Origin of the sequence: Streptomyces actuosus (genome assembly GCF_016921115.1) — a bacterium.
GTDB classification, from domain to species: Bacteria; Actinomycetota; Actinomycetes; order Streptomycetales; family Streptomycetaceae; genus Streptomyces; species Streptomyces actuosus_A.
In genome coordinates this window covers 1-13,670 of record NZ_JAFFZS010000041.1, presented here as the reverse complement: position 1 = coordinate 13,670, position 13,670 = coordinate 1, and the positions used below count along the sequence as shown (strand labels likewise).

15 protein-coding genes are annotated in these 13,670 nt (G+C 71.5%); 5 read left to right on the top strand and 10 right to left on the bottom strand.

Annotation, left to right across the window (positions count from 1 at the left end; all coding sequences use genetic code 11):
• Positions 1 to 1,063 precede the first annotated feature (1,063 nt).
• Together JS756_RS31410 and JS756_RS31405 are read left to right on the top strand one after the other, a co-directional pair.
• The gene (locus JS756_RS31410; RefSeq protein ID WP_205386663.1) at positions 1,064 to 2,374 is read left to right on the top strand and encodes a phthiocerol/phthiodiolone dimycocerosyl transferase family protein; all 1,311 of its coding nucleotides are present in this window, start codon (positions 1,064 to 1,066) and stop codon (positions 2,372 to 2,374) included.
• A 119-nt stretch (positions 2,375 to 2,493) separates the two neighbouring features.
• Positions 2,494 to 3,015, top strand: a complete 522-nt coding sequence (locus JS756_RS31405; protein WP_205386662.1) for an RNA polymerase sigma factor — start codon at positions 2,494 to 2,496, stop codon at positions 3,013 to 3,015.
• 266 nt (positions 3,016 to 3,281) lie between these two features.
• Here JS756_RS31405 and JS756_RS31400 read toward each other — a convergent pair whose 3' ends face one another.
• Positions 3,282 to 3,635, bottom strand: a complete 354-nt coding sequence (locus tag JS756_RS31400; RefSeq protein ID WP_205386661.1) for an ArsR/SmtB family transcription factor — start codon at positions 3,633 to 3,635, stop codon at positions 3,282 to 3,284.
• 213 nt (positions 3,636 to 3,848) lie between these two features.
• Between JS756_RS31400 and JS756_RS31395 the strand changes: the two genes are divergently transcribed.
• A complete protein-coding gene (locus JS756_RS31395; protein WP_205386660.1) occupies positions 3,849 to 4,052 on the top strand; it encodes a hypothetical protein in 204 nt (67 codons plus the stop codon).
• Between the two features lie 142 nt (positions 4,053 to 4,194).
• Here JS756_RS31395 and JS756_RS31390 read toward each other — a convergent pair whose 3' ends face one another.
• The 8 genes from JS756_RS31390 to JS756_RS31355 form a co-directional block, all read right to left on the bottom strand.
• Positions 4,195 to 4,551 carry a zinc ribbon domain-containing protein YjdM gene (locus JS756_RS31390; RefSeq protein WP_205386659.1) on the bottom strand — a complete coding sequence of 119 codons (357 nt, stop codon included), beginning with the start codon at positions 4,549 to 4,551 and terminating at the stop codon, positions 4,195 to 4,197.
• Positions 4,552 to 4,565: 14 nt separating this feature from the next.
• Entirely contained in the window at positions 4,566 to 4,985 is a 420-nt protein-coding gene (locus tag JS756_RS31385; protein WP_205386658.1) for an STAS domain-containing protein, read from the bottom strand.
• Positions 4,986 to 5,020: 35 nt separating this feature from the next.
• Positions 5,021 to 5,443: an ATP-binding protein gene (locus tag JS756_RS31380; protein ID WP_205386657.1), complete on the bottom strand. Its 423-nt coding sequence runs from the start codon at positions 5,441 to 5,443 to the stop codon at positions 5,021 to 5,023.
• Positions 5,443 to 5,850, bottom strand: a complete 408-nt coding sequence (locus JS756_RS31375) for a pyridoxamine 5'-phosphate oxidase family protein (RefSeq protein WP_240204644.1) — start codon at positions 5,848 to 5,850, stop codon at positions 5,443 to 5,445. The genes JS756_RS31380 and JS756_RS31375 overlap by 1 nt, the downstream gene beginning before the upstream one ends.
• Positions 5,847 to 7,601, bottom strand: a complete 1,755-nt coding sequence (locus JS756_RS31370; protein WP_205386656.1) for a SulP family inorganic anion transporter — start codon at positions 7,599 to 7,601, stop codon at positions 5,847 to 5,849. Before JS756_RS31370 ends, JS756_RS31375 begins: the two co-directional genes overlap by 4 nt.
• A complete protein-coding gene (locus tag JS756_RS31365; protein ID WP_205386655.1) occupies positions 7,598 to 7,939 on the bottom strand; it encodes an ArsR/SmtB family transcription factor in 342 nt (113 codons plus the stop codon). The genes JS756_RS31370 and JS756_RS31365 overlap by 4 nt, the downstream gene beginning before the upstream one ends.
• Positions 7,940 to 8,414: 475 nt before the next feature.
• Complete coding sequence (locus JS756_RS31360) at positions 8,415 to 9,401, bottom strand: NAD-dependent epimerase/dehydratase family protein (protein WP_205386692.1); 987 nt, start codon at positions 9,399 to 9,401, stop codon at positions 8,415 to 8,417.
• A gap of 21 nt (positions 9,402 to 9,422) precedes the next feature.
• Complete coding sequence (locus JS756_RS31355) at positions 9,423 to 9,821, bottom strand: VOC family protein (RefSeq protein WP_205386654.1); 399 nt, start codon at positions 9,819 to 9,821, stop codon at positions 9,423 to 9,425.
• Positions 9,822 to 10,678: 857 nt separating this feature from the next.
• Between JS756_RS31355 and JS756_RS31350 the strand changes: the two genes are divergently transcribed.
• Positions 10,679 to 11,257, top strand: a complete 579-nt coding sequence (locus tag JS756_RS31350; protein WP_205386653.1) for a LuxR C-terminal-related transcriptional regulator — start codon at positions 10,679 to 10,681, stop codon at positions 11,255 to 11,257.
• A 121-nt stretch (positions 11,258 to 11,378) separates the two neighbouring features.
• Here the strand turns inward: JS756_RS31350 and JS756_RS31345 are convergent, their stop codons facing one another.
• Complete coding sequence (locus JS756_RS31345) at positions 11,379 to 11,669, bottom strand: Rv0250c family protein (protein WP_205386652.1); 291 nt, start codon at positions 11,667 to 11,669, stop codon at positions 11,379 to 11,381.
• 378 nt (positions 11,670 to 12,047) lie between these two features.
• Here JS756_RS31345 and JS756_RS31340 point away from each other — a divergent pair.
• Positions 12,048 to 13,670: beta-ketoacyl synthase N-terminal-like domain-containing protein (locus JS756_RS31340; protein WP_205386651.1), on the top strand; the 1,623-nt coding region annotated here is incomplete at its 3' end.

The window sequence follows — 13,670 nt, the reverse complement described above, 5'->3', positions numbered from 1 at the left end:
CACCAACCCTCAATGGCGAGCGGTTTCACACGGTTCACTGGGAAGTACCGGCTGAGCGCCGGACGGCGGACGCACCGTCGAGGCGGTGCATTGGATGCGAAAGTCGGGGTGCGCGGCAGAGCGCGGAATTTGTTTCACAATGAACGATCACCGTCCGCCGCATCACTTTGCATGACCGGGAGCGGGGCAGTCAAGGGCGTACCGGCCCGTTTTGAACAGCTCCAGGGAAACGTTGGGGAAATACTCTGTTCCTGCTTCGGGCATGATTACCGGCGGCGGGAATTGATTTGAGACATCCTCTGCCGAGGCGCTGTTGCCGAACGCGGCGATCCGTGTGAAGCGGTCCCGTGCGCGGGGTGAAGGGGACGTGCCGTCGGGGTCGCCGCCGCGTGAGGTGCTCGGGGCCGGTGGTGGCCGTCCTCGGCGCACGAGTGCCGCGCTTCCGGCCGCGGTCGGCCGGGGCGCTGCTCCGGGCCCGCGACAGCGACCCGGAAGGTCGTGCCGTATGCCGTCGGGTTATGCCCCCGCCGCAGCATGAATCAGTCAACTTGCCCTTTCAGGCTGCCTGTTCACAACCAGGGTGTGGAAATATGCGACGAGTCGGGAGGCGGCGGCCCCCAGTGGGTGCGCCGTGCCGAGGCGGCGTACACGCCGGACGGGCCCGTCGCGGACCGTGCCGGCATCTCTGCCCGCCCGGCACCGCGCCGGTCGCGGGGACGTGGTGCCGTCGTCGGGCGATGCCGGACGGGACGGGCGAAGGGGTGGGCCGGGCGGCCCCTCGGCCAGTGCCGCGGTGTCCGACGCGGACAGCGACAGGAATGAGTTCTGAACGGGGACGAGTGCGGGAAAACCGATACCGGGGGCGCGAGTCGGCTCCCGTACCGGCCCGGTGGAGTCGCCACGAGCCCGCCCCGTCGGTTTCCACGAAGGAAAAGCGTTTGCTCGACCAGGGCTGTCCCCCGGCATGCCATTCCGGCGTGCGCGGGTAATTCGAAAAACGAGCACGGAGAGCCCTCCGGGCGATTCCGCCCGGTGCGTGCCGGCGGAGAGAAAGGCTGTGTGCATGCAACGCGAACTGTGTCCCGTGGAAGGCCTGTACGTCGCCCAGAGAAGCCGGGCCGTGGTGTCGTGCGCCCTGGACGGGCCCGTCGACGCCGACGTACTGGCGGCGGCGTTCGACAGCGTCACGGCCGAGCGGCCGACCTTGCTGACCAGGATCGTCCCGGCGACCACCGGCCATGCCCTGACGCTGCTGCCCGAGAGGGAGCGGCCGAAGCTGCGTGTCAGGGCCGGCGGGGACGAGGCGTACGCGGAGGAGCTCAACGACCCGCTGCCGGTGGGTGGCCCACTGGCCCGCGCCACCCTCGTCAGCGCCCCCGGCGGGGACCGGCATCTGTTCGTCCTCGTCGTCGACCACGTCATCACCGACGGACACAGCGCGATAGCCCTGCTCAACGCCATGTGGGACCGCTACCGGGACTACGCCGACCCGGCCCGGGCGGATCTACCGGCCACGGGCCTCCCGGTCCCGGAGCCGGCCACCGACCTTCCCGCTCCCGTCAGCACCCTGCTGCCGCCCGCCGACCCGGCAGACGTCGCGCGGTATCTCGAACGCCGCATCGAGGAGTCCGGCGGCCCGGTGGAGCTCCTCACCTATGACGTTCCCGCCGCCGGTGACACCGGGGAGGAGCAGCGCATCGAGATCCAGCGACTGCTCCTGGACGCCGAACAGACCGGTCGGCTGCGCCGGTCGGCCCGTGCCGCCGGGCTGTCGGTGCACGGCCTGGTCGGCGCCGCCGTCCTCATCGCGGCCCGACGCCGCCTCGGTGGCACCGGGCCGCGGGTCCTGCGCTGCATGTCACCCGTCGACCTGCGTTCGCGTCTGGCTCCACCGCTCCCCCCGGAGGTCATGGTCGCCGCGGTCACCGCCCACGTCCGGGCGGTGGAGGTGCGGGACGACAGCGACCCGGTCGCGCTGGCCCGGCACGTGGGCCACGGGGTGCGGGAATTCCTCGACCGGGGCGATCACTTCCATGAAATGCGGATCATGCCGGACGTCCCCCGGCACCCCACGCTCCAGCTGGGCACGGTCATCGTCACGAACATGGGCCTGGTACCCGGCCCCCGGCTCCCCGACGGCCTGCGCATGACCGATGTCAGGCTGGTGCCGGCCCGCGAGCACTACTTCCCCCAGGCCGGCCGCAGCCCGCTGATGGCCTGCGTGGTTTCCTTCGACGGGCGCCTGGCCGTCGAGTTCCCCCACCACACGGCCTGCTTCAGCCCGGCGTTCATGGCCGAGCTGCGCGACGACGTCCGCGGCACGCTGCTCTCCCTCGCCGACGAGGAACGGCCCGTCTCCGTCCCGACGGCCTGACGACCGCGGCGGTGTCCCGGCCGGTCCCACGTCCGGCGCGCCCGCGACCCGTCGCTCGCGCGGGAGACGCTCGCGCCCCACGCCTCCGGCCTCCCTCTGCCAAGGAGCACCCGTCCACGATGAAGTCCCAGAACGAACCCCCCACCGTCGTCGCCGCGTTGGTCTCCCGGGCCCGGGCCGGCGACCACCGCGCGATGAACGACCTGCTCACCGAAATCACGCCGTACGTCGCTCGGGTGTGCTTCCCCATCGCGGGAGACAACGGCTCCGACGCCGTCCAGGAGGCACTGCTGGCCATCTACCGCGGCCTCGGCTCACTGCGCGAACCCGCCGCCTTCTACGGCTGGGTCCGCGCCGTCACGACCCGCGAGGCCGTCCGCACCGCCAAGCGGCTGCGCGAGGAGGCCGCCAGTCTCCAGGTGGACTCCGGCCCGCTGGAGAACCCGCTGGACGCCGTGCACATCAACGATGTGTTCGACCGGCTCTCCGAACAGCATCGCCAGGTCCTCGCGCTGCGGTTCTACGGCCTGAACGAGGACGAGATGGCGGCGACGCTCTCCCTGCCCGTGGGGACCGTCCGCTCCCGCCTGTACCGAGCCCGCCGGCGTTTCCAGGAGGCGTGGCAGCCGCACGCCGCCTGAACCACCCCGGAGCGCCCCGGACGGAGGCATCCGACGCGCGTGCCGCACCTGGCACGCGCCGGTGCACCCCGCCCCGCCGGCAGGGCCGGCACGGAAGACCCGTGGCTCGAACACCGCGTGGCCCAAGGGCCCGCAGCGCGGGCACGGGTCGAGGCCCGCCGCCGAGGCCGCCACCGCACGATTCCCGCAGACGGCGTCCTCGTTCCTCGTGCCGACGGCCTGAGCCCGCCGTCCACCTCGCGAGGGGCGGTCGCCGTTCCAGGCCGTCACCGCGACGGCGGCTTCGTGCCTCCTTGGGTGGCCTGAAGATCGGCCAGCAGTTCGGCTTGCCCGGCGAGCAAGCCGGACAGGATGGTCCGCGCGACCCGCAGCAGCTCCGCGACCTGCGGGCTGGTCAGCGAGTAGTACACGGTCGAGCCCTCCTTGCGGGTCTTGACCAGGTTCGCCCGGCGCAGCACGGCCAGTTGCTGGGACAGGTGCGCGGGCTCGATTCCCACCTCGGGCAGCATCTCCGCGACCGCGTGCTCGCGCTCGCTCAGCAACTCCAGGACCCGGATACGGGCCGGATGGCCCAGCGTCTTGAAGAACTCGGCCTTCAGCTGGTACAGCGGCGTACTCACCGTGCCGCCTCCTCTCCGACACAGCAGCACGGCACCATCGGCCGGAGCTCGGCGCATCGCGTCCATCCACTCGTCAAGAACATGTGGCCCATCCTCGCCTGCGGCACCGGCCATGCCGAACCCGCACCCGGGATGCGGGGCCCGGGGCCCGATGGTGATGACCTCATGAATTGCTAATATTAGCAATTCATGAGGTCATCGGAGGAGGTTTGTGTGAGGATCACCCCGCTGCGCGGCGTCGGCGTGGCCTGGATGAAGTGCCCCGCATGCCGTCTGAAGTGCCGCCCCACCGCCGTCGGCCCGGACGGCAGCTGCCCGCGCTGCGGAAACGCCCGCATGCTCCGGCTGTCCTTCGGCGACCGTCCAGCCCGGTCGGAGCGCAACGCCGATCCGGCCGCGGGTGCCCACCGGGACTGACACGCGGCCCTGCGGAACCGACCCGGCACGACGGGCGAACCAAGGCAGACCGGCAGCGGGGTCCGTGGCCCGCGGTCGAGGCCGCGTGTACGCGAGACCGCCCGGGGGTCGCCCCGGGCGGCCTGGCAGTGCGGGGAGCCGGTCAGACCTTCTTGACCACGCTGGACTTGAGCTGCATGGCGCCGAATCCGTCGATCCTGCAGTCGATGTCGTGGCCGTCCGCCCCGTCGACGAGACGGATGTTGCGCACCTTGGTGCCTGCCTTGATCCCGGTCGGGCTGCCCTTGACCTTCAGCGTCTTGACGACCGTCACGGTGTCGCCGTCGGCCAGCACGTTGCCGACGGCGTCCTTGGTCACTTTGCCCCCGGAGGCGCCGTGTGAGGCATCATCCTCGGACGGCGACCACTCGTGCCCACATTCGGGGCACACCAGCAGCGCACCCATCTCGTAGGTGTACCCACCGGAGCATGCGGGGCAAGTGGGGAGATCTTCACTCATGGCGGAGGTGTCCTTCAGTCGGTGAGGGGAGAGGTGGCTGGGGCCGGCCAGCCGTCGGTGCGCCACGCCTGCCGCCCGTCCTCGGGGGCCGATGCGTGCCGGGCATGGGCGGCGAGCGCGGCGGCAAGGTCGCAGTGGACGGGGATGTCCGGGCAGTCGCCGCGCGGGACCAGCGAACCGTCGGCGGGGATGGCGGCCAGTTCCAGGCTGCGGCCCGCGTCGGCGAGCCGGCGTGCGGCCTCGGTGATGGCCACCTGGCCCTCCGCGGACCAGCTGCGCAGCTCGGTCAGGTCGAGGATGACCGGGCCGCTGCCGCGCGCGACGACCCAGCCGACCGCGCCGCCGAAGCGGTGGACCGCGTCCGGGCCCAGGTATCCGGCGACGAAGAGGATGCCGAGCCCCTGCTCGCTGGTGTAACGCCACTCGATGGTCATGCGTGTGAACTTCCTTGTGATGCTGCCCGTTGGGTTCAGAGGGGAAGGGTGATCCAGACGCTCTTGCCCAGCCCGTCGGCGTCCGGTCGGACGACCGCGCTGCCACCGAGGCCCATCGTCACTTCCATGACGGTGGCCAGCCCGCCGGACCCGCTGCCGATCGCGTCGTACAGCGGAGGCCGGCAGGGATGGCGGTCGTGGACGGCGACGGCCAGACAGTCCCGGCCCGCCGCGTAGATGACGGTCAGCTGCGGGGAGCGGTCGGCGGCGTGCCGGACACTGTTGGTCACCAGCTCGCCCAGGATCAGCAGGGCGGGGTCCACGGCGGGATGGCGCAGGCCGATGCCCCACTCCACAAGGGCCAGTTCGGCCGTCTCACGGGCCATGCGCACGGCCGCCGGGACCGCCGGCAGGGTGAGCACGTGCCGATGGGGGAGGGTTTCCAGGCGCACGGTCATCACGCCTCCGCGGGAAGCAGGCGAAAGCCGCTGACCGTCTTGAGGTGCAGGCGCAGCAGCGTGTCGTGCGGGCCGTGCGTCCAGCCGGCGAGAGTGCGCCGGTAGTGGCCCGCTTCGTCGGGATCGGTGATCACGTCGGCGGGGCCGGACAGCGTCACCGTCCAGCCGGTGCCGGCCACGACACGGATCTCGTCCACCTGGTACGTCGCCGCCTCACGTACGGCAGCCGCCTGCACGGGGGCCCGGACGATCAGGTGTCCGCACTCCCACACATGGCGGGCAGGCCGCACGACGGTCCGCCCCCGCTGCGGATACACCAGCCGCCCCAGGCTGCTGCCCTCCACCAGCCACAGTGCCTCCGCACCGGAGACCTCGGCCATGCGCGGGGTGGCGAGGTGGCGGTTCATCGCACGGGCTCCTCACGCGCTTCGGGGGAGTCCGGCGGGGTCGGCAGCACCTTGTGCTTCTGCCGGACGACACCCCGGGGCAGGACTCCCGCCCGTTCCAGATGACCGCGAGCCGCCCGGATCGCCTCCGGTGTGGTGGCGTAGTCCCGGCCCTCGTGCCGCAGCAGCTCCAGCGCGCCGACGGAATCGAGGACCTGGTGCTGGCCGGGGCGTATCCCGGAGGCCAGGACGAGGATGCCGCGCCGCGTCAGTTTCTCCACCGCGTCCTTGAGGACCAGGGCACCGGTGGCGTCGAGGGCCGACACCCGCGACATGCGCAGGACGACGACCCGTACGTCGGCCGCTTCGGTCAGCTCCAGCAGGAAGCGGTGCCCGGCGGCGAAGAACAGCGGCCCGTCGATGCGGTAGGCGACGATGTGCTCGGCCAGCAGGGCGTGCTCCTCCGCGCTGTGGTCACCGCGGTCGAGAGGGACCTCCTCCAGGCGGGCCTGCTTGGCCACGGCACGCAGGGCGAGAGCGCCCGCCACGGCGAGACCGATGATCACCGCGTACACGAGGTCCAGGGCCAGCGTCGCGACCGCGGTGAGAACGAGGATCAGCGCGTCCGAGCGGGTGGCCCTGACCATCGCCCTGAGCGAGCCGACCTCGACCATGCGGACCGCGGTGGCCAGCAGCACACCGGCGAGCGCGGCGAGCGGCATCTTCGAGACCAGGGGCGCCGCTGCGAAGACGATCACGGCGAGGACCGCGGCATGGGTGAGGGCGGCCAGCCGGGAACCGGCTCCGGTGCGGACGTTGACCGCGGTGCGGGCGATCGCGCCGGTCGCGGGCACGCCGCCGAACAGCGGGGCCGCGATGTTGGCCAGCCCCTGGCCGAACAGCTCACGATCGGGGTCGTGCCTCTGCCCCACCGTCATACCGTCCGCCACCGAGGCGGACAGCAAGGACTCCAGAGCCGCGAGCGCCGCCACGGCCACGGCCGGAGCGAGCAGGGTGCCGAGCGAGCCGAGCCCCAGGAAGCTCAGCGACGGCGCGGGGAGCCCGGAGGGAAGGTCTCCGATCGGCGGCGCCGCGTCCAGTCCCGCGACCTGGGCCACGATCGTGGCAGCGATGATCGCGAGGACGGAGAACGGGACGGTCGGCCGCCAGCGGGCGCCGATCAGCATGACCGCGGCCACCGACACGGCCAATCCGGCCGCGGTCCCGTTGGGATGCCGCGCGAACTCCTCGACGGCCCGCCAGGCGACGACGAGCACGCGGTCGCCCTCCGGCTTGGGCACCCCCAGAGCATTCGGGATCTGCTGCAGGCCGATCACGCAGGCGATGCCGAGGGTGAAGCCTTCGACCACCGGCGCAGGCACGTACTGCATGTACTTGCCCGCCTTCAGCAGGGCCAGCGCGACCAGCATCACTCCGGCCATCAGCCCGACGGTCAGCACCGCGCCCGGCCCGTACTCGGCGACGATGGGCACCAGCACCACGGTCATGGCGCCGGTGGGCCCGGACACCTGGAGGTTGGAGCCGCCGAACACGGCGGCGAGCGCGCCGGCGACCACGGCGGTCGCCAGACCCGCTTCGGCACCGAGTCCGGAGGAGACTCCGAAACCGAGCGCGAGGGGCAGTGCCACCATCGCCACGGTCAGTCCGGCGAGCAGATCCTGCCGGGGCGTGCGCCGCACGTCCGCCAGGTCGCGCCGGGTGGGCAGGAGTGCGACGAGCGGGGCTGTCAACCGGCTGATCCCCGGGGTCATCGCGCGGGGACCTCGGCTTCCCGCAGCTCGGCCAGCAGCTCGCCCCGGCCCGCGAGCATCTCGGTGAGGATGCGGCGGGCGGCCCGCAGCAGGTCGGCCACATCCCCGCCCGACAGCGCGTAGACGACGGTCGAGCCCTCCCGGGTCGAGGTGACGATCCCGGACCGACGCAGCACCGCCAGCTGCTGCGACAGACCGGACGGCTCCACCTCGATGGCCGACAGCAGGTCCCGTACGGGCATCGGCCCGTCCTGGAGCAGCTCCAGCACGCGGATGCGCACGGGATGCCCCAGCATCCTGAAGAACTCGGCCTTGGCCTGGTACAGCGGAACGGACACGACTCCTCGACTTCCCCGACGGCAGCCCCGCCTCGGGGCAGACACCAAAGCTGCGTCCACGGTCAGCTGCGGACACAGTCAATACAGCATCTAGCTAATTGCGAAATTTTGCAATTCAGCATCTCCTCACTCCCCGGGGTTCGCGCCAGCACGGCCGCCGGTCGTCGCAGTGCTGCCGCTCCGTGCGGAAGGAAGATGCTCCACGAGACCGTCACTCGCACAGGGGCGTGGCGCTCCCGTATCCGATGGACGAGCGCGGGAAGACCACCATCGAACGGCGGGGCGACGGCGCAGCGGCCTGCCTCCAGGAGCGGGACCGGCCCCGCCCTGTGTGCCGGCGTCCGCGGCGCGCTGTGCGGACGGAGGAGAGGGTGAAGCGAACCGGGAGAGTGGCCCGTGCCCGGACATCGAGCCAGGGGCCGACGTGACGCGCATCGAGATCCGCAGAGGTCACCGGCGGCTCAAGGACGGGCTCTCATGCGAAGCTCGCCAGAAGTCTGCGTTCTGTGTCCGGGGCGAGACCCGCACGACGCGGCCGATGCAGTCCCCGCTCGCGTTCCCAGGACAGTGTGTCGGCAAGGAGCTCGGTGCGGGAGCGGTGGCGCAGTCCCGCTGTGACGGCGGCAGATCCGTCGCGCGCCGCCCAGCCCTCCCAGCCCGGTTCCACCACCCACATGGGCAATGAGTCGGGGCCCATGTACTGAGCCACTCCATGCGCCAGGAGTTGTGGGGACGGCACCCTGACGACAGGTCCGGTGTGTCCGCCGACGCCGCGGGAAAGATCGATCCACTCGGCGAAGGGCACAGCCGGGCCGACCGCGTTGTAGATGCCCGTGGTGTGGAGTTCTGCGGCGTCGAGGAGCCAGGCCGTCAGGTCGCGCACGTCGACGGCCTGTGTCGGGATCTGCGGGGTGTCGGGGACGAGCAGGGGCGCTCGGGGCGCACGGGCGGCGCGGGCGACCCAGTAGCCGGAGCGGTCGCTGTGGTCACCGGGCCCGCCGATGAGGCCGGCGCGTGCGATGAGGAGGCGGTCGGCCAGAGCCGTCCGGGTGAGTGTTTCGCAGGCGGACTTGGCCTCGCCGTACTGCTCGCGGCCGACCTCGTCACGATCCGTGTGGGGCAGCAGGGCGGCGGACTCGTCTGCGCCGGGCTCGCCGTGGGAAGCGTATGCGCTGACCGAGGAGACGTAGATCCAGTGACGTGCCCGCGCGCCCAGGGCCGCAACGGCTCCGCGTACGAAGCCGGGTTGCCAGGAGACCTCGAGCACAGCGTCCCATTCGCTGCCGAGCAGGGGCGCATACGCGGCGGGGTCGCGCCGATCCGCGGGCACCAGCCGCGCGCCTGGTGCCACGGGTCCGCTGTCGCCACGAGCCAGGCACGTCACGTGGTGGCCGCGGTCGAGGGCCTGCCGGGACACTTCACGCCCCAGCCAGGCCGTGCCGCCGAGGACCAGAATCTCCATGCGTTCCATGGCGGAACTCAATCAGCGTGCCCGATCCCGCGAAGAGGCTTCTGCCGTGGGCAGATCCCGCACACGCCCGAAGGCCGACCGGCCGTGCTGCGCCGACGCTTCCGCCCGGCGGGGACGTTGGCCCACACCGTTCACGATGGACACCGGTGGCCGCACCCCTTGCGGTGTCTGTGTCGGTCCCGCACGAGACGGAAACGGGCGACCTGCAGGGGCCGCGAAGATGCGTCGACTCCTCCTCCCGTCCCCTGCGTCGAGCAGGGAGGCGCCGAGATCGAGGATGTCGGCCTGAGCTCGGTCCGGGTCGTCGACACCGAGGTCGGGGTGGACCTGGTGAGATCGAGCGGGATGCGGCCACTTCAAGGATCCACCCGCACGCAGTGGTCCGCCCGGGCGCAGTGACCGTGCAGACACGCGAACGCCGCCGGACCGCCATCACGGGGCGACGTCCGGCGAGGAGGGAAACGCCGTATTGTGGCCAGGCGCGAAATGGGTGAAAGGGCTGATGTCGAGATCGCCGGGAGGCGAGTGTTTACGGCGGCGGCTATCGGCGCCCGTACATGTGTCGACGTCTTTTCGGCCGGGTGCAAGAGGGTGCTCGGCAGCGGGATGGATTTCGGGTCGATTCTCGCTGCGGTGCGCTGGGGTCCACTGGGGGCGGATTGCGGTGGCGTGCTGTTCCCCGCACGGGTAGGGCGAAACCAGAAGCGCTCCATCGTTGCGCGATCGATATGCGGTTCGGGTTCATGGGGTCGTCCGCGTCGATCGCGGCACGCGGACCCTCGGGTTCCGAGTGCGAGGCGCTGCTGATCGATGCAGGTGGAGGCCGTGTTCGGGGTGCGCGGCCTGTCCGCGACGCAGTTTTGCCATCTTCGCGATGCGGCGTCGTCACGTGAAGGTGCGGTACCCGCCGGTGCACGCGTGACCGTACCGAACCCCACCACCGAACCCCTGCTACGCGCGATGACCGAACCCGCCTGCCGTAGCCACCGCAGTGTTTCCAGGCCGGCCCCGGCGTGCGTTGACTCCCCGGTCGCGCCCCACCTAATGTCGCCGGCATCGACGCAGAAGAACGAATGGAAGATATGCGCCACGGCGGCCTTTCCCGTTCTGCCCCTGCTTCGCATTCCGGGTACGTGTGACGTTTAGGAGGGCTTACTTTCATGCTCCCGCACGCCGACAGGTCGACAAAGGTCAGTGGTCATCCGGAATTGCCGCGCAGCGCACGCAGAGGAGACCGGCGACCGGCCGCACCGCGCCATGTCACCTGCATGGCGAGCCTCGATCCCGGGCTCACGATAGAAGCGGCGAACCCGGACTTCTTCCGACACGTCGCGCGGCCGTCCACGGAGGTCTGCGGCCGCAGCATCTACGACGTCCTGCACCCCAGCGCCCGGACCGTCCTGTCCAAGCACTTCTCCCACCTGTCGACCGGGCACGGCAGCCGTTTCGTCGAGCGGGTGGTCGCCATGCGCGGCCACGACCGGGTCTTCTCGGCGGAGATCACCGGCATCGCCGTCAAGGGCGACGGAGACGACCTCTCGGGCGTCGTCGTGCTGATGAGCCCGGACGACGAGCCCGCCGCCGAGGCGGAGCGGCCTGCCAGGCAGGCCCCCGTCCTCACGGCCCTCGACGCCCGCATCCTGGAGGGTGTCGCCACCGGAGCCTCCACCGTCCAGCTGGCCTCCCGCCTGTACCTCAGCCGCCAGGGCGTCGAGTACCACGTCGGTCTGATGCTCCGTAGGTTCAAGGCCCCCAACCGTGCCGCGCTCGTCTCCCGCGCCTATTCCATGGGCGTCCTCACGGTCGGCAGCTGGCCACCCCGCGCCGTGCCCGACTTCGTGAAGTGACCTTGCCGCCAAGGCTCTCGACGCCGGTTTCCCGGGCCCTGCCCGGGAAACCGGCGTTTCGTCGTGCCGGGCCGGCCGACCCCGCCGCGCCGGCGGCCCGTGGTGGGCGGCCCGCGTCCCGTCAGCGGCGGTGGCCGCCGATGCCTTCGTCGTCGGCGTCCGGCCACGACAGATGCGAGTAAGGGCCGTCGTGCAGTGGAACCACCTCTCGTGCCGTCGTCGCCTTCGATCCGCGCACCGCCGTCACCCGCGGCTCCGTTCCCGCGACGTCCTCCATGTCCAACTGGAAACGCTCCAGGTCGTTCATCAGCCTGCGGACGTAGCAGGAATCGCCGTCGGCCGACCGCAGGGACTCGACACTGCCGCGCAACCTCACCAGGGCGTCGCGCACGTCCGCCAACTCCGCGTTCATCTGCATTCCCTCCGTCTCCCGGGCCGGGCCGGCGCCCGTACACATCACCGCCACTCCCGGGCGGCACTGCCCCATTCAGGGGGAGCGACGCCGACGAGCGCAACACCCGACGCCACCTTGCCGGCCATGTCTGGGCGTTTCCCGAACCCTCGGCTCACAGGCCCGAGTTCATGCCCGTCCCCGCAGCCGGGAATCTAGGGGGCGCCCTAGTGCGGGCGCGCCTAGCGTGAGGAGCCCGACGGCCCGGGAGTCCCCAGCCCCACCCCGGCCGACCGGTGCGGGCCGCCGACCACGGCGTGCGCCGAACGCATGCGGCAAGCACATGCTGCCCGACGTCCGAGGGGCCACAGGGCCGGGCCGACAAGCTGGTGGAGTGGAATGAGCGAGTCAGAACGCACACGTTACGGGCTCAACGCCGCGCCCCAGCGTGCCATCGCCGTCATCGGCCTGGCCTGCCGCCTGCCCGGCGCCCCGAACCCCGACGCACTCTGGCGCCTGCTGCGTTCCGGGAACAGCGCCGTGAGCCCCACCCCCGCCGAGCGCCTCAGGCTCGCGGGGGCACCTGCCGAGAGCTCATCCGGCGACGACGTACCACGCTGGGGTGGATACCTCGACGACGTCACCGGGTTCGACGCCGGGTTCTTCGGCATTTCGCCCCGCGAGGCCGACTGCATGGACCCGCAGCAGCGTCTTGTGCTCGAACTCGCCTGGGAGGCACTGGAGGACTCCCACGTCGTTCCCGCGCACCTCGCCGGCGCGAGCACCGGCGTCTTCATCGGCGCCGCCCACGACGACTACGCCACCCTCGCCCACGCACTCGAACCGGGCAGTGTCACCAGCACGTCGTTCACCGGCACCCACCGCGCCCTCATCGCCAACCGGATCTCCTACCTGCTCGGCCTGCGCGGCCCCAGCATCAGCCTCGACTCCGCCCAGTCCTCCTCGCTCGTCGCCGTCCACCTCGCGTGCGAGAGCCTGCGCAGCGGCGACAGCGAGCTCGCCGTCGCCGGTGGCGTCAACCTTCACCTCGCCCCCCGGAGCGGCCTGTTCACACACCGTCTCGGTGCGCTCTCGCCCGACGGCCGCTGCTACACCTTCGATGCCCGCGCCAACGGCTACGTCCGCGGCGAGGGCGGTGGCCTCGTCGTCCTGAAACCGCTCGACCGAGCCCTCGCCGACGGCGATCCGATCCGCGCCGTCATCCGCGGCAGCGCCCTGAACAACGACGGGGGTGGCTCCACCCTGACCTCCCCCGACGCCGGCGCCCAGGAAGACGTCATCCGCCGCGCCCTGCGCAATGCCGGAAGTGCCCCCGAAGACATCCAGTACGTCGAACTCCACGGCACCGGCACCCCGGTGGGCGACCCTGTGGAAGCCGCCGCCCTCGGAGCCGTCCTCGGAGCCGCACGAGCCGCCGACGCGCCACCGCTGCACGTCGGCTCCGTGAAGACGAACATCGGTCACCTGGAAGGCGCGGCGGGCATCGCCGGCCTGCTCAAGACGGTGCTCGCGCTCCGGCACCGCGAGCTCCCGCCCACCCTCAACCACGAGACACCGAACCCCGACATCCCCCTGGACGCCCTGCGCCTCCGTGTCCAGCACACCCTCGGCCCCTGGCCCCGGCCGGACACCTCCCTCATGGCCGGTGTGTCGTCCTTCGGCATGGGCGGGACGAATGCGCATGTGGTGTTGGAGGAGGCGCCGGCTGTCTCGGAGTCTGCTGGTTCTGTGGGTTCGGCGGGTTCTGGGGTGTCTGTGGTGTGTGGGGGGCCGGTTGGGGTTTTCGGGGTGGGTGGTGTGGTGCCGTGGGTGGTGTCGGGTCGTGGTCGGGAGGGTTTGGCGGGGCAGGCGGGTCGGTTGGCCGCGTTCGCGGGGTCGGTGGGTGAGGGTGTGCGGCCGGTGGATGTCGCTTGGTCGTTGGCGGCGACTCGGGGTGTGTTCGAGGACCGTGCCGTGTTCTTGAGTCGTGAAGTGGGCGATGTGCTGCCTGCTGTGCGTGAG